Below are 15536 nucleotides of genomic sequence, written 5' to 3'. Positions count from 1 at the left end.
GTTACTTCGCGGCGACAGCGGCCTCGCGCTCAGCCTTGATGGCATCCTTGCGGTAGGCCACCCAGAAGTAGCAGCCGACGCACAGGGCGCCACCGATGATGTTGCCGAGGGTCACGGGGAGAAGGTTGCCGAAGATGATCTTGCCCCAGTTGATCATGTCGAAATCGGCGGCAGTCACGCCGGCGTTAGTGATGGCTTCACCGGCCCAGAAAGAATCCGCGCCGAAGGTCTTGATGAGCCAGCCCATCGGGAGCATGAACATGTTTGCGACCGAGTGCTCGAAGCCGGTGGACACGAAGATCACGAGCGGAACGACGATCGCGAGGCCCTTATCGAGGAACGAGCGACCCGCGAAGGTGAGCCACACGGCCATGCACACGAGGAAGTTACAGAGAATACCGAGCACGAAAGCATTGCCCCAGTCAAGCGAGAGCTTGCCCTTCGTAACGTTGAGGACGATGAGACCCCACGCGCTCTTGTTCGTGGCCGGGGTGTTCGCGAGAAACACGAGGATCGCAATCGTCACCGAACCGATGAAGTTCGCGACGTAGGAGAGGCCCCAGTGGCGGAACAGCTGGCCTGCCGTGATGCGCTTCGACAGGAGCGGCATGATGTTGAGCGTCGTGCCCGTGAAGAGGTCAGAACCGGAGTTGATGACCATGATGAGGCCGGTCGCGAAGAATGCGCCACCGATCATTTTCGTGATGCCGAGCGGCCACTCGCCGGGAGCCCCCTGCTGAGTGGTCACGAACATGATGAAGCCGAACGCGATGTAGGCGCCGCCGGTGAGGCCCAGCCAGAAAATCTTCCAGGCCGGCATCGTGGCCTTCGCGTACATGCCATCTTCGACGGCCTTCGCCATGGCAGGCGCAGGCGGAATATTGAGCTTATTTGCGAGGTCGTCCATGGGACGTCTCCTTTAGGGATCAGGGGTAAAGGGACCTTTGGCGCATTAAGCGCCCTGGTCATAGCCTACGCCTTCGCCCCAGCTTTAGTGGAAATTGGCGGCTATTTCCACTCGACGATTGGCCAGCGGTTCTTCTTCGCCTCGGCGTAGAGGCCCAGGTCGGGCGAGATCGCCGTGGGGTTCCCGAGCACCCCGAGCCAGGCGGCGTCGGCATGCGAATCACCGTAACCGTAGGAATGAGCGAGATCGTAGTTCCCGTTTTGCGTGTACTTCTTTAGCCAATTTGCGCGGGCTTCACCGACCACCGGGGGAGTGGCGAGATAGCCCGTGAGGACGCCGTTTTCTTCGTGCATGTGGGTTGCCACGACCTCGTCGAAGAGATCCGCGAGAGGCTCCACCAGGATGTCGAGGGCTCCCGTGATGAGGATCGTGCGGTGCCCGGCGGCGCGGTGCTCCTTGAGGCGTTCGAGTGCCTGGGCCTTAATCTGGCCGCGAACCTTCTCGCCGAGCTCACCTGCGAGAACGCCCTTGAGTTCCGCCGTGGTGAAACCGCGGTAGCGGCGCATGACGCTTCGAATGAACTCCGAGCGCGAGTGCTGCTCATTGCGCAGGTACTGGGGGAGTGCCCCCGCGAGCTTGACGACTTCCTTTGCGCCATCGGCGCTTGAACGGGTCTCCTTCACGATCGCGAGATACTGCTGCACGATGTTCTGCGCGATCACGGTGCCGTCGAGGTCAAACACGGCGAGAGTGTCGCTCGAGGCGGTCAGCTCACTCGGCTTGCGTTCGGCTCGAGCCTTGCGGGCCGCCTTTTGGCGTGAGTAGGCGTTCGTAAGCTCGGTGACAGCGGGCAGGTGGTGATCGCGGAAGTACGAGGTCCAGTCGAGATCCGTGATGTCGAAGTCGTACTTCTCGAGGAACTCCTTGGGGAGCGATTCGCGAAGCGCGCGCGTGTTCGCGTCGTCAAAGACCATTTCGGTCTTCGTGTACGCCTTGTAGAGACCCATGAACTTCTTGAGGGTGTCGAGGGCGGAGGAGCTCTTGTGGAGCTTGCCAGCCCAGGCGCGGGTAGTGCGAGTGCCGGGGAGGCGTCCGACGGCAACCTCGGCTGCCTTGACTGCCGTGTTTGTGGCCCAGAACTTCGCCTCTACCAAATCGACCGACGGGAAGGTCCACATGGGAACCGCGATCGGCTCGCCCTTGTCGTCCGTCAGAGGGTTCTCCACGAAGTAGTCGTGGACGATGCTCACCATCTCGTGGAGGGGGAGTGGGTTCGAGTTGCCCGAGGCGACCTGATAGTACGCCTCATCGCCCGTGCGCTCAACGTTCTGAGTTGCCAGCGCAAGGATGACACCGACGATGTGATCGACGGGGATGATGTCGAGGATCGAATCGGGCAGGCCCGGGAACTCCGAGAGCCGACCCTTGCCGTAGGCCATGATGAGCGGGTCGGCGACCTTGTACCCGTCGATCCAGCCGGGGAAGGGGTGAGAGACAGCAGATTCGATGATGGCGGGACGCACGAAACTCAGGCGGTGGCCGGAATCGGCCCACATCTCTTCGCCGACGCGCTCGGCCATGGCCTTCGTGAACGTGTAAATGTCGGTCCAGCCAAGTGAGTTCGCGCGCTGGAGACCGTAGTCCTGCAGGCGGGCGCGCACCCACGCGCGGCGAGCGTCCTCCGCGACCGAGGCGATCGCCTTCGGGCCCATCTTGCCGCTCTTCAGCTCGGCGAGGCGCAGGTTCTTCTTGATCTGTTCGGGCGTGCGCGAGAGTGCATCGACTTCGCGTGCCGCCGCAAACGCGGCGTCGTATTCTTCGCGCCAGTTCACGTCGTGCGTGAGGCGGCCTTCACGGCACAGACCCTTGGCGAGACCGCTCACGTACGAGGTGGACACGTGAATGACGTGGGGATTCTGGCCGCCCGGCAGCGTCTTCTTCGATTCGAGGAGAGCCTCATACAGGTTCTTCGCTCCACCCACATTCGTGGCGAAGGCTTCGTTAATGGGCGGGTCGAAGCTCACCGAGCTCGCCGAGTGCACAACGACATCAAACGTCCGCTCAAGCGGGGGGAGATTCGTCAGGTCACCCTCGATGACGTCGGTGCGTTCCTCGAAGGCTTTGCGCACGGCGTCTTCGCCTACGCGATCACTCCACGAGGTGAACGATGGCTTGCGAAGCAAGGTTGCAAGCCGCTTCTTACCCGTGAGCGTCCCCTTGGGACGCACGATAGCCGTCACGCGAACCTCGGGGAAATGCTCGAGGAAAGCCTGGAGAACAGCCTGGCCCAGGAAGCCTGTCGCCCCCGTGAGAAGAACTTCGCGATACTTGGTATTTGCGCTGGTAGAGGGCACAGACATGCGGTTAAATCCTCGCGATCGAGCAATGGTGAAAGTATTGGGGCGCCCGCGTGGGCATGCGCGCCTAGTGTATCGTAGAGGCCATGCATAGGGCCCTCATCACCGGCGGCACCTCTGGTATCGGGGCCGCTTTCGCGCGCGAATTCGCCAAGCGGCGTGTCGACCTCGTGTTGGTCGCCCGCAACGCCGATCGTCTTTCGCGTTTCGCACAAGACCTCCGCAGCCGCTACGACATCGATGTTGAAGAAATGGTGTGCGATCTCGAAGTTGTCGCAGATCGCGATCGCGTCGAAGCGCGTCTGGCCCAAGAAAGCAGCGAGTACCCGGCGGTCGACATCCTCGTGAACAACGCGGGCTTCAGCGTGCGTAGTGACATCCTCGGCGAGGATCTCTCGCTTCACGACTCGGGTATCGACGTGATGATCAGGGCCGTCCTTCACTTCTCTAACGCAGCCGGCCGCGCCATGGCTCGCCGCGGTAAAGGGTGGATCATCAACGTGAACTCCGTTTCCGGGTATCTCCCGCAAAACAACTACTCCGCGATCAAGGCGTGGGGCAATACCTACACCGAAGCGCTCGCGGTTCGTCTCGCGGGCAGCGGTGTGCACGTGACCTCGCTCCAGCCGGGCTGGGTCCGTACCGAATTCCACCAGCGTGCGGGTATCTCCGGCTCCTCGATCCCCGATTTCCTGTGGCTCTCGCCAGAGCGCCTCGTGAGGGAGTGCCTGCAGGATGTGGCGCGCGGAAAGCTCATTTCGGTCCCCTCAAAGCGTTTTAAAGTGCTCGCCCTCCTCGCCCGGATCGCTCCCCGGAACATCATGCATTCAATCGCGGCGTGGTTCACGAAACGGCGCAACAGCGAGAAGCCGCTTTCTCAATCCGCCACGAAGGGAAGCAAGTGAGCAGGTATCACGACCCCTCCCTTTACCGCTCGACCTGGCGCGCGTATCTTCGCGCGCTGCTCGTGCGAGTCGGATTCAAGGGCGTCGTGAAGAGCGCCGTGACGCAGAAGATCGTCGTCGATCCCGCAGTGAAAAAGGTACGCGGTGCCTACCTGCTCGTCGCAAACCACTCGAGCCACCTCGATGCGCCCATGCTGGCGCAGGGCCTCCCCTTTACCCAGGGAAAATACCTCTCCACGGGCGTCGCGCGAGAGTACTTCTTTGACATTTGGTATCGCCGCATCTTCGTGCGAGCGCTCTTCAATGCCTTCCCCATCGACCGCGACGGCTCCCGCAAGCACTCGGGCATCACGCGAACACTGCTCACCGCGGGCATCCCCGTGCTTGTTTTTCCCGAGGGGACACGGTCGAAGACGGGGAAGATGGCCGAGTTCAAACCCGGCGCCGCATCACTCGCCATCAGCGAAAACGTGCCCGTTATTCCAGCTGCACTGATCGGTGCGCATGAAGCGATGCCCAAAGGTCGCAGCTGGCCAAAGCCGGGAAAGCCCCCGGTCGGGGTCGTCATTGGTGCGCCCCTTCGAGCTGAGGAAGGCGAGAGCGCACTCAGCTTCAACGCGAGGATTCAGGCGGCCGTCCGAACTCTTAAAGCCCACAATTACGAAGCCATCATGGGAACCCAACCACCCGAGGAGCAAGCGTCATGAACAGCCCCATTTCGGCACGCGAGGTCAAGCGACACAAGTGGTGGGGGTGGGGTCTTGACGACATCACCTTCCGCTGGGACAACAAGCCCGCTTTCCCTGGCTTCGCAAAGTCGAAGATCGGCATGGACCTTGAGAAGCTCACGCCGACCCCGGAGCCGCAGCTGAGCGACTACGACGTTCCCGCGAGCCGCCTCGGCGCCGAGGACCGCGCCGCTCTCGCTGGCATCGTTGGCGAAGAGAACCTTCTCGATGACGACGAGTACCGCGTCGTTCACTCTTTCGGTCGCTCCGTGATCGACCTGTTCCGCGCGCGCACCGGGGACTTTGCTCGCATCGTCGACGCCGTGGTCTACCCGAAGAGCGACGATGAGGTCCAGCAGATCCTCGCCTACATCGTCGACCACGACCTCGTGGCGATCCCGTACGGCGGCGGCTCCTCGATCTCCGGGTCCGTCACCCCGAACGTTGGCGAACAGCGCCCCATCATCACGATCAACCTCGGCCGTATGCGCGAGGTCATCTCGATCGACGACACCTCCGGCCTCGCCCGCGTTGAGGCCGGCGTGTACGGCCCCGATCTCGAAGAGCAGCTCAACGAGCTCGGCTGGACGATGGGGCACTTCCCCGACTCGTTCACCTATTCGACGCTCGGTGGCTGGGCCGCGACACGCTCGACCGGCATGCAGTCGGATCGCTACGGCGACATTGAGGACATCGTGCGGGGTCTCAGGGTCGTGCGCCCCGACGGCATTGTGGAGACCAAGCCGATCCCCGGCCGCGACTCCGGTTCGAGCATCCACGAAATGATCCTCGGTTCCGAAGGTCGCCTCGGCATCATCACGGAATGCACCGTGCGCGTGCACCGCATGGCAGAAAACCGCGTCGTCATCGCGTACATGTTCCCCGATTGGGAGTCTGGCATCCGAGGCATGCACGCCATTGCCCGTAGCGAAGTCCACCCCGTGTTCACGCGCCTGAGCGACGGCCCGGAGACCGCCTTCAGCCTGTCGATGCTCAAAGAGCCCAAGGATAAAAAGGGCGAGATCACCCGCAAGGTCCAGGACACTCTTTTCGCATATCTGCGCAAGAAGGGCTGGGACACCGAGAACGAGATGTGCATGAGCTACGTGTGCTTCGAGGGATCGAAAGCTCAGATCAGCCGCGAGCAGGCCGCAGTGAAGAAGATCGTCAAGAAGGCCGGCGGCATTACCCTCGGTGCGGGTCCCGGGGCGATCTACGATCAGAAGAAGTTCGATACCCCCTACCTTCGCGACTTCCTCCTCGGGCTCAACGTGTTCGGCGACGTCTCCGATACTGGCACCACGTGGGCACGGATTAACGAGATGCACTCGAAGGTGTATGACACGTTCTACGCGAAGCTCGATGAGCTCGGGATTCCCGGCTTCTTCTTCTGCCACATGAGTCACAGCTACCACCAGGGTGCATGCCTGTACTTCACGTTCGCCGTTCCCTACGCGAACAACAAGGTCATGCTCGAGCAGTACACGGCGATCAAGCATGCGGTGCAAAGTGAGTTCCAGAAGCACGCCGGCACTCTTTCGCACCACCACGCGGTCGGAACCGAGCACCAGCCTTGGATTGAAGAAGAGGCGGGCCCGCTGGGCGTCAAGATGATGCGTGATCTCTACGAGACCCAGGATCCGGGCAAGAACCTCAACCCCGGCAAGATCGTTTCCTGACGCTTGCCTCGCGGCCATTGAGGCTGCACGAAAACGCCGCGCCTTCGCGCCCATGCCGGGCGGGGTGCGGCGTTTCTTTGTGGGGCGATGGGGGAGGGCAAGCGTCGGATCCCGGCCCGGCACCGCGGACCCGCCATGCACATATCGCTCTGCCCGCTGGCCACCCCTCCGGCCCGGCTCACCTCTTCCGCCCGGGCTTCTCGGCCCTTTTCCTCATCTAGGAAACTAAACCCAACGTTTGTGGCGGAATGCGGCCGGATACCGCCACAAATGTTGGGCACAGATTCACGTATCGACGATGGAGAACGCAAAAAGACCCTCCACCGAAATGGAGGGCCTTTCTGCTGGCGCGCCCGGAGGGATTCGAACCCCCAACCTTCTGATCCGTAGTCAGATGCTCTATCCGTTAAGCTACGGGCGCTTTTTGCCTGTTCTCTCGAACTGACTTGTATTACTTTACTCCGGTACGTCCCGAAGTGCGAGCCGAGGGCCCGTGAGTCTAGTCACGAGCCCTCGGCTGCGATGCGCTCAGGGCGCGGAGGGGTTACTGCTTACCGAAGGTCTGGCCGGGATTGTCCTGGGGGCCCTGATTGCCAGGGTCGCCGAACGGGTTCTCCTGGAATCCCTGGTGAGGAGGCTGCTGTCCCTGCTGCGGTGCTTCGTAGCTGCCCTGCTGGGGAGCCTGGTAGCTCGGCGGCTGGGGCGCGTTCGAGGAGCCCTGCGAGGGCTGCTGGTCGAAGCTCGGCTGCTGGAAGTCGTTCGCGGAACCCTGCAAGGGCTGCTGGCCGAAGCTCTGCTGGCCCTGCGCGTAGCCCTGCTGACCCTGCTGCTGGAAGGAACCTTGCGCCGGGCTTTGGTTGAAGCCCTGCTGCGAGAAGTCTGCCTGTCCGGCACCGGACTTCTTCTTGCGCTTCATGAACACGAGGGCGCCGATGACGACCGCCGCAAGGACAAGGAGAAGAACAACAACGACCACGATGATGACGATGAGCCAGGGGAAGCTGCTGCCCTCGGCCTTGATATTGATCTCTGAGAAGTATTCTTTCGTGTCGGTGATGTGGACCTTGTTGCCGTCGATCTTGCCGACGCTCGATTCGGTGACCTTGCCGGGGAAAACGAAGGTGAAATCAACCTTGAAGCCGGCAGCCGCCGCCTGGTCGCCAAACGACCCTTTGGAAGCTTCCTTGTAGGTGTAGGTGTCCGATTCCTTGTCGTACTTCAAGGCATCGCCCATGGGGTTCTTTTCGTCCTTCTGGCCAGAGAAGGTGCACACGACCTCGTCGTCTTTCTCCTCTAGCTTGAGATCCGGCTTGGTCTCACCAGTAAATTCCTCAAGAGCTTCATCGCCGCAGAACTGCGAGGGGGTCATGCCGATTTCCTCGAGTGAGGATTTCTTTATTGAGACGACGCCCTCGAGGGTGATCTTTTCGGGGCTCTCGATGGTGACCGTCGCGTCGAGCTTGCCGCAGCCCGCAACGACGAGCATGAACGGGATGAGCATCAACGCTGCGATCTTCTTCAAAGGGTTGGCCTTTGGTGCTGTCACAGGGAACCTCTACTTTCGTGGAATCCGGAATGTGGTGGACAAATCTGTGGGTACGTCAGCGACTTACGGGGCCGGGGCCCTGATCGCTATCGATACTGGGCTGACCGTTGTGATGTCGAGAATCGGAGCACTCAGAACCGCGGTAGTTGGGTTCGTGCATCTCGAGCTGCTGGCCTTGCCTACTTTGTTGCGTAGATGAGCTGTTGTGAAACGTTTGGGCGTTTGCGGCAGGGGCCTTTTTCCTTTTGCGAGCGATGACAATGAGAGCCGTGATGGCGAGGGCCACAAAGAAGAGGAGCACAAGTACTACCGCGATAATGATGACGACAATGAGCCACGGAAACCCAGGGCCTTCGGACTTGATCTCGTAGTCCGAGAGAAAACTCCTGATATCGCCGATTTGAACCTTATTACCGGCGATCCTGCCGACGTTCGATTCAGTAACCTTGCCTGGCATGACGATGGTGACGCAAGCCATGAAGGCGCCAAGTGAGAGCCGCTCGGCGATTTCGGGGGCAGGCATGATGCCCTTCAGCGTGTAGGTGTTCGAGTCCTTGTCGTAAGTGAGGATCTGCTTGAGCTGTTCGGGATCCTCTATCGTAGTGCTGAATTCGCACTCGAAGATGTCGCCTGTTTCGGTCAGCTTGGTCTCGAGTGTGCCTTCGAAGGCTGGTCCACCAGCACCCGTCGTATCTTTCGAGGTACAAACATCCGCGGGTTTCATGCCGTATTTTTCAAGCACCGAACTGTACCCCCGAGCAACGCCTTCGAGGACAACTTTGTCGGCGCTTTCTACTGTCATGGTTGCTTTGAGGTCCCCGCAGCCGGCGATGAGGAGGAGAAAAGGAATCACTAAGAGCGCAGCGAACTTTCTCAGGGGGTTCGACTGAGTCGTCGTCATGGGGAGACCTTGCGTGTAAAGGGACGGGCGCGGCTGTACCCTATCGCACAACCATGGTCTTATTCTTCGCCTTCCCGTGAGGCTGAGCCCGGAGGCATGCCCTGCCCGAACACGGGGGAGGCTTCTGGGCGCTTCGGGTGAACCGCATCTCCCGAACTCTCGCCGCGAATACGCCGCATAACCCAGGGGCCGAGGTGATCGCGAGCCCACACGAGATCTTTCTCGGCAGCCTGGCGCCACGTGCGCCTCGGCGGCTCATGTGGGGTGAACTCGCGTAGATCATTCGGCACATCGAGCGTGGCAAGGACCTCGCGCGCGATGGTGTGATGGCCGAGCGGCGAGAAGTGCAAGCGGTCCTCGGCCCACATGCTTTCGTGGACGAGCTGGCGGGCTGCCCACAGGTCCACGACGAACGTGTTGTAGCGCTTCGCGATCGTGCGCATGTTTTCGTTGTAGATCGCGGAGCGGCCTCGGATGAGATTGAGAACGGGGGTGTCGCCAACGTCGGGACCCGTCCAGAGAATAATGTCGGCGCCAGTCTCAGCGAGGCGTGCGATTGCTGAGTCGATGTCCGAGGCGATTGCGTCGGGGTCACCACGGCGGATCACGTCGTTCCCGCCCGCGAAGAAGCTTACGAGATCGGGCTTGAGATCGATCGCGGGCTCGAGCTGCTCGTCAATGATCTGTTTGTAGAGCCGGCCGCGGATGGCGAGGTTTGCGTAGGCGAAATCGGGGCACGTGCGCCCGAGCTCTTCAGCGACGCGATCCGCCCACCCACGAACACCACCGGGGACGTTCGGGTCGGGGTCGCCGATACCTTCCGTGAAGGAGTCACCGATGGCCACGAAGCGGTGCCACGGGTGAAGTGGTGCCTGGGGGGTTTCGGTCATGCTACCTCCAGAAGGTGAGAAGCCCGCCGCCCGCGAGAAGGATGCCGATGCCAACGGCGAGGTTCCAGTCGCCGATGGGGAGCGGATACTGCGCGCTCGAAATGTAGTACACGACCATGTACAGGATACCGAGGATGAGGAGTGTGACTGCGGTGGGCACGAGCCACGTGGGGCTTGGTTTGTAGGCTTCGGCTGCGCTCTCTTGGGCGCGGCGGGAGCGGCGGGTTTCGGCCTCGGCGCGTGTCACTCGATCCCGTGCAGGTTGGTTCTGCTGGGTGGGGATGGTCGAGGAGCGCCGAACTTTCTTGGCCATGGATAACCTTTCACAACTTTAACGAATGTGCCGGGCCTGCTCCGAGGGGTGGGAGCGGTGCCGGCAGCGGCATATATTAGGGTACAGTGCGCGAAGGAATACGTTGGTTTTATTCCGACGCCTGCCGATTAACCCCCTGCCGAATCGGAGACATTGTGCCTTCTTCCCGCCATAGGCGAGCGCCCGAGCGTAAACGGAGCGTGGCCTCGAGCATCATCGGTGTGCTCGGTGAACTGTTGATTACCGTCGGAGCTTTCCTCCTTCTTTTTGTTGTGTGGCAGCTGTGGTGGACGGATGTCATCGCTGACCGCGAGCATGCCGTGATCATCCAGGAGCTCCAGTCGAAGTGGGGCGGGCCTGCGCCGAAGACGGTCGCGCCACCTGAAAAGGGCGAACCGCCGAAGATCGAGAATGTCAAAGAAAACGAGGTGTGGGGGGAACTCCACGTGCCGAAGTTCGATAAGGTCACGTCTCCCATGGCCGAGGGCGTGAGCATGGAGAAGGTCCTTAATGTGATCGGCAACGGGCACTACCCCGGCACGGCCCTCCCGGGTGAAGTGGGGAACTTCGCTTTTGCGGGCCACCGTTCTACATATGGGCGTCCACTTCACGACATCGCGCGCCTTCAGCCCGGTGACCCGGTCATCGTTGAGGGGCCGAAGGCCTATTACGTGTACTACGTAACGGGATCGGAAATTGTGAAGCCGAACGATGTGCAGGTGATCGCCCCGGTTCCGAATAAGCCGGGGGAGGAGCCAACGGAACGGATGCTCACCATGACGGCGTGCCACCCCATGTATTCGGTTGCGGAGCGGTACATCACGTACGCGAAGTATGACCACTGGGTTGATCGCAGCAAGGGAATCCCGAAAGAGCTCGCGGAGGTTAAGAAGTAATGTACGGCTGGCTCTACCGGATTATTCCTGGCCCGTGGTGGGTCAAGGTCTTGGTGCTTTTGATCGTGTTCGCGGCGATTGTCGTGCTGCTCTTCGGGTGGGTGTTCCCCGTGATCGCACCGTACATGCCGTTTAACCAGGTCAACCAGGGTACGATTTCAGCGCTCGGCGCCCTGTAGCCGCGGCGTCGACAACGGCATAGGCAGTCCCTGCTTTACGGGGTCTACCTCCCTTTCCTCCCCCTCAGTGAGGGGCCGCAGAGGTGAGCAGCGGCGCGAGAGTGCGGGCTCGCTCGCCAGCCCCCGTTCCGTCTCGACCTTCTGCGAGTTCGAGGAAGTGCGCGAGGATCGTGTGCCCGCCGTTAGTAAGCACGCTCTCCGGGTGGAACTGGACACTGTGGAGCGGGAGGCTCCTGTGTGAAAGCCCCTGGATGCTGCCGTCGTCGGCGCGAGCCGTGATCTCGAGAACTGCCTCGTCGACCGTGTCGGGCACGACAGCGAGCGAGTGGTAGCGGGTCGCCTGAAACGGTGAGGGCAGCGACGCAAACGGCCCTTGGCCTTCGTGGTGGATGAGGCTTGTCTTGCCGTGCATGAGCTGCGGCGCATGCGTCACGGTCGCCCCGAAGTAATGGCCGAGACACTGAAGCCCGAGGCATACCCCAAACATAGGAGTCGACGTGCGGGCACATTCACCGATCACGTCGAGGCTTCGCCCGGCGGTGAGGGGGTTGCCAGGACCTGGGGAGATGAGAACGCCGTCAAATCCCGAAAGATCGGGGACGCCGGACGAGGTTTCAGATACTGCGTCGTTGCGGACAACTATGCACTCGGCTCCCATCTGCTCGAGATACCCGATGATCGTGTACACGAACGAATCGTAGTTATCGACCACGAGGATGTGGCATGAGGTGCCGGTGGGGTCAGTTGCCGCCATTGCCGCGGCCTCGCCCGTTGCCGGCTCCATTTCCATTGCCATTTCCGTTGCCGTTGCCGTTGCCGTTTCCTTCACCGTCGACCGGAGTGACCGAAGGCGCGGCGGGGGTTGTCGTCGCGGTCGGCGTGGGGGTAGGCGTGGGCTCAGGGCCCTTCGACACGATGATCGTGACGCTCGACCCGGACTTTACCTCGGAGTTGACCTCCGGATTCGTGCGGATCACCCGGCCCTTTTCAACAGTCGGGGAGAACTCCTCCTGCACCTGCGTGCCGAGATTAAGCTCAGGGACGCTCAAGCGTGTGCGCGCTTCCTCGAGAGTTTGACCCACGACATTCGGAATGGTCACGGGGCCGGCTTCAGCCGCGACGACGAGGCGCACGGTCGAGCCCTTCATTGCGGTGCCGTCGGCGGGCGTCTGTTCGAGAACGGTGCCGACGGTTTCCCCATCCTTTGCCTCGCGGCTCGCCACGGTGACCTCGAATCCGGCATCCTTGAGAGCCTGTTCGGCGTCGGCCTGAGTGAACCCAACTACGCTCGGGACGGTGAGCTGACCGCTCGAAATCCAGACCTTGACGGCGCTGCCTTGCGGGGCGCTCGCGCCGTCGCCCGGCTCGGAACGGATCACAACATCCTTATCGAACTCGGTTGAATCTTCGGTGCCGGCAACGGTCATCGTGAAGCCGGCGTCCTCGAGAGCCTTCTGTGCCTCATCCTTCGTGAGCCCTTCGAGCTTAGGCACGCTGGCGGAGTCCGGGCCGCTCGAGACCACGACGTTGACGGTAGAGCCTTTGACGACCTGGGCCTTTGCTTCAGGATCGGTTGAGATGACGAGCCCTTCGTCAACCTCTGTGCTCGCCTTTTCAGTGAACTTCGGGGTGAGCCCTGCTTCGGTAAGGGTGCGCTTCGCATCGTCTTCCGCCATGCCCACGACCGACGGTACACCCACCTGTTCGGGCTCGCGATTCTGCTGCGCGATGAACCACCACGCGGCGCCCGCCACAATAAGCAGCAGGAGGATCAATCCGGCGACCCACGCGCCCACGTGGCGTTTCTTTTCCTCTTCCGGCGCAATCTCATCGAGCGCGCTTCTCGGCCCCTGCGGCGTGGGCGACGCTTCCGCCGCGGCTGCAGGAGCGGACGGGGCCATCGGAGCCGTATGCGTGGGAATGACCTGGGTTTCCTGGTCCTGGAACGCCGTCGTGTTCTCAAACTCCGTGGGGCTCAGCACCTGGGTTGCCGCTTCGGCACTAGCGGGGCCCGCAGCGCCTGCGGCAAGGGTGCCAAGAATCCGTGGCTCGCGGCCCGCCGCAGCGTCGCTAATATCCTTCGCGAAATCAGAGGCGCTTTGATACCGCACCTCGCGGTCCTTCGCGAGGCCGTGGAGCACGACGGCATCCATGAATTTGCTGATGTTCGGGTTGTAGGTCGAGGGGACCACCGGAGTTTCGCGCACATGCTGGTACGCGATCGACACCGGCGAGTCGCCCGTGAAGGGCGGGCGCCCCGTGAGGAGCTCGTAGAGAACAACCGCCGCAGAGTACACATCGCTGCGCGCATCCACCTGCTGGCCACGCGCCTGCTCCGGCGAGAGGTACTGTGCGGTGCCCATGACGGCTTGCGTCTGGGTCATGGCCGCGGTCGCTTCGGATACCGCGCGTGCGATACCGAAGTCCATGACCTTGACCTCGTTGTTCTTCGTGATCATGATGTTGCCGGGCTTGATGTCCCGGTGAACGATTCCCGCGTTATGTGAGTACTGGAGGGCGCCCAGCACACCCCCCATAATCGCGCACGCGCGCTGCTCGCTCATGGGGTTTTCCGCCGAGATGAACGATCGAAGCGTGTCGCCCTCGACGTACTCCATGACGATGTAGGGGATCGTCACCTCTTCGCCCGTGGGCTCAGTGCGGTGGTCTTCGCCAGTGTCGTAGACGCCCACGATCGTGGGGTGGTTGAGACCCGCGGCCGACTGTGCCTCACGGCGGAAGCGTTCCTGGAAGTGGGGATCGCGCGCGAGGTCCGAGCGCAACACTTTGAGGGCGACCGTGCGATGCAAGCGCGTGTCGCGCGCAAGATACACCTCAGCCATGCCGCCACGCCCAAGGAGACGCCCAATCTCGTAGCGGTTACTGAGTAACATGCGGTCTTCGCTCACGATGCCACCGTAGCCTTCCTCAAGAGTGCGCTCACATCAGCGCCCGTCCATTCTAATGAGTGTGTACTCGCACCAAGGGATACCGTTCCGGTTGCCACGAGAATCGCCACAATAATGGCGATCGCAACGACGGCGATCACGATCAGAAGTGGCAAGCTGACCCTACCGACACTCTGTCCCGTGGATGTTCCGCGCCGCGCTGCTGCCCTGTGATCACGACTTGCGCTACTCGCAGAGTTAGCGCTCGCCGCCGAACGCGCGCTCGGTGCCGACGCTGCCGTTGACGAGGACCTGATGGTGACCGGCTTTGAGCCGACGCCCGCGAGCGGCATCGCCGCCGTTCGGGTTCCAGTGGGCGAAATCGGGTTCGCCGTGCGCGAGTTGGCTTTCGAGGTGATTTTGCGGCTCGAATGGCTGCCGTCGCGCTTGGAGGCGGAGGCGGAGGCATCGGAACGCCCGCCAGAGGCGCGCACGCTGCTCGTCCCGAACCGGGGCTCCTCGCCTCGTTCGATCGAATCGAGAATGCGGGCGACAACCGCTGCCGACCTAGGGCGATTGGCGGGCGCTTTCGCGAGCATCATCATGACGAGACGGCGCAGGTCCGGGTTGATGCGCTCGGGAAGCTCCGGTGGCGCCTCCTTAACCTGGGCCATCGCAATCTCGACTTGGCTCGTGCCCGTGAATGGGCGTGAACCGGTCAGCATTTCGTAGGCGACGATGCCGAGCGCGTAAATGTCGGAAAGACTCGTAGCTTGCTTGCCCATGGCCTGCTCGGGAGACAGGTATTGGGCGGTGCCCATGACCAGACCGGTCTTCGTGAGCTTCGCCTGGTCGTTGGAGCGGGCAATCCCGAAGTCGGTGATCTTGAGCGCCCAGTCGTTCGTGTCGTCCACGAGAACGTTCTCCGGCTTGACGTCGCGGTGGACGACGCCTTTGACGTGCGCGGCATCCAGCGCTTTCGCGAGTTCCTTGAGCACGGCGATCACGCGATCTTCGTCGAGGCCGTCTGGGTTTTCTTCGATGATGTCGGAGAGAGGGCGGCCCTTCACGAGCTCCATGACGATATAGGCGCGCCCGTCAAGCTCTCCGTAGTCATAGAGGCCGGCGATCGCGTCGTGCGCGAGCGCGGCGGTATGGCGCGCCTCGGCGCGGAAACGCTTGAGGTAGCCCTCTTCGCCCGCGAACTCTTCGCGCAGAACCTTGACGGCAACGGGGCGGTCGAGCTCCTGGTCCTTGCCTTCCCAGACCTGGCCCATGCCACCCGTGGCAATGAGGCGAGTGAGTTCGTAGCGTCCTTCGAGAACGAGTCCTTTACGTGTTTTCATG

General features: G+C 61.9%; 14 protein-coding genes and 1 tRNA gene. 5 read left to right on the top strand and 10 right to left on the bottom strand.

Annotation, left to right across the window (positions count from 1 at the left end; all coding sequences use genetic code 11):
- Position 1 precedes the first annotated feature (1 nt).
- Both HMPREF3176_RS00745 and HMPREF3176_RS00740 read right to left on the bottom strand, forming a co-directional pair.
- A complete protein-coding gene (locus HMPREF3176_RS00745; RefSeq protein ID WP_070457430.1) occupies positions 2 to 907 on the bottom strand; it encodes a formate/nitrite transporter family protein in 906 nt (301 codons plus the stop codon).
- A 101-nt stretch (positions 908 to 1008) separates the two neighbouring features.
- On the bottom strand, positions 1009 to 3267 hold the full coding sequence (locus HMPREF3176_RS00740) for an HAD-IB family hydrolase (RefSeq protein ID WP_070457428.1): 2259 nt from the start codon (positions 3265 to 3267) through the stop codon (positions 1009 to 1011).
- A gap of 83 nt (positions 3268 to 3350) precedes the next feature.
- Here HMPREF3176_RS00740 and HMPREF3176_RS00735 point away from each other — a divergent pair, with 83 nt between their 5' ends.
- Genes HMPREF3176_RS00735 through HMPREF3176_RS00725 form a run of 3 tightly spaced genes read left to right on the top strand, consistent with a single transcriptional unit; the run spans position 3351 to position 6576 of the window.
- A complete protein-coding gene (locus HMPREF3176_RS00735) occupies positions 3351 to 4169 on the top strand; it encodes an SDR family NAD(P)-dependent oxidoreductase (protein WP_034370987.1) in 819 nt (272 codons plus the stop codon).
- Positions 4166 to 4876, top strand: coding sequence for a lysophospholipid acyltransferase family protein (locus HMPREF3176_RS00730; protein WP_070435657.1), 711 nt, complete (start codon positions 4166 to 4168; stop codon positions 4874 to 4876). The genes HMPREF3176_RS00735 and HMPREF3176_RS00730 overlap by 4 nt, the downstream gene beginning before the upstream one ends.
- Positions 4873 to 6576 (top strand): FAD-binding oxidoreductase, encoded by a 1704-nt coding sequence (locus HMPREF3176_RS00725; RefSeq protein WP_070457426.1) that lies wholly within the window; start codon positions 4873 to 4875, stop codon positions 6574 to 6576. Before HMPREF3176_RS00730 ends, HMPREF3176_RS00725 begins: the two co-directional genes overlap by 4 nt.
- A 345-nt stretch (positions 6577 to 6921) precedes the next feature.
- On the opposite strand, the gene HMPREF3176_RS00720 is transcribed toward HMPREF3176_RS00725, so the two are convergent.
- From HMPREF3176_RS00720 to HMPREF3176_RS00700, 5 genes are all read right to left on the bottom strand, one after another.
- Positions 6922 to 6997, bottom strand: a tRNA-Arg gene (locus HMPREF3176_RS00720).
- A 123-nt stretch (positions 6998 to 7120) separates the two neighbouring features.
- Complete coding sequence (locus tag HMPREF3176_RS00715) at positions 7121 to 8098, bottom strand: hypothetical protein (protein WP_070457424.1); 978 nt, start codon at positions 8096 to 8098, stop codon at positions 7121 to 7123.
- A 79-nt stretch (positions 8099 to 8177) separates the two neighbouring features.
- A complete protein-coding gene (locus tag HMPREF3176_RS00710; RefSeq protein WP_070457422.1) occupies positions 8178 to 9023 on the bottom strand; it encodes a hypothetical protein in 846 nt (281 codons plus the stop codon).
- Positions 9024 to 9082: 59 nt separating this feature from the next.
- Positions 9083 to 9913, bottom strand: coding sequence for an SGNH/GDSL hydrolase family protein (locus tag HMPREF3176_RS00705; RefSeq protein WP_070457419.1), 831 nt, complete (start codon positions 9911 to 9913; stop codon positions 9083 to 9085).
- A 1-nt stretch (position 9914) separates the two neighbouring features.
- Positions 9915 to 10226 carry a cell division protein CrgA gene (locus tag HMPREF3176_RS00700; protein ID WP_083286148.1) on the bottom strand — a complete coding sequence of 104 codons (312 nt, stop codon included), beginning with the start codon at positions 10224 to 10226 and terminating at the stop codon, positions 9915 to 9917.
- 200 nt (positions 10227 to 10426) lie between these two features.
- On the opposite strand from HMPREF3176_RS00700, the gene HMPREF3176_RS00695 reads away from it, so the two are divergent.
- Both HMPREF3176_RS00695 and HMPREF3176_RS00690 read left to right on the top strand, forming a co-directional pair.
- Positions 10427 to 11122 (top strand): class E sortase, encoded by a 696-nt coding sequence (locus HMPREF3176_RS00695; protein ID WP_016663348.1) that lies wholly within the window; start codon positions 10427 to 10429, stop codon positions 11120 to 11122.
- Positions 11122 to 11301 carry a hypothetical protein gene (locus HMPREF3176_RS00690; protein WP_016663347.1) on the top strand — a complete coding sequence of 60 codons (180 nt, stop codon included), beginning with the start codon at positions 11122 to 11124 and terminating at the stop codon, positions 11299 to 11301. The genes HMPREF3176_RS00695 and HMPREF3176_RS00690 overlap by 1 nt, the downstream gene beginning before the upstream one ends.
- A 64-nt stretch (positions 11302 to 11365) precedes the next feature.
- Here the strand turns inward: HMPREF3176_RS00690 and HMPREF3176_RS00685 are convergent, their stop codons facing one another.
- From HMPREF3176_RS00685 to HMPREF3176_RS00675, 3 genes are read right to left on the bottom strand one after another with little or no spacing between them, the layout of a single operon-like run.
- Positions 11366 to 12091: an anthranilate synthase component II gene (locus HMPREF3176_RS00685; RefSeq protein WP_371327098.1), complete on the bottom strand. Its 726-nt coding sequence runs from the start codon at positions 12089 to 12091 to the stop codon at positions 11366 to 11368.
- Positions 12042 to 14210, bottom strand: a complete 2169-nt coding sequence (pknB, locus tag HMPREF3176_RS00680) for a Stk1 family PASTA domain-containing Ser/Thr kinase (RefSeq protein ID WP_305790910.1) — start codon at positions 14208 to 14210, stop codon at positions 12042 to 12044. Before pknB ends, HMPREF3176_RS00685 begins: the two co-directional genes overlap by 50 nt.
- Complete coding sequence (locus tag HMPREF3176_RS00675) at positions 14207 to 15535, bottom strand: serine/threonine-protein kinase (RefSeq protein WP_070457417.1); 1329 nt, start codon at positions 15533 to 15535, stop codon at positions 14207 to 14209. The genes pknB and HMPREF3176_RS00675 overlap by 4 nt, the downstream gene beginning before the upstream one ends.
- Between the last annotated feature and the right edge of the window lies 1 nt (position 15536).

It is taken from the genome of Dermabacter sp. HMSC08H10 (assembly GCF_001807585.1).
GTDB classification, from domain to species: Bacteria; Actinomycetota; Actinomycetes; order Actinomycetales; family Dermabacteraceae; genus Dermabacter; species Dermabacter hominis.
The sequence above is the reverse complement of the archived record's forward strand: the minus strand, read 5'-3'. Positions and strand labels throughout refer to the sequence as shown.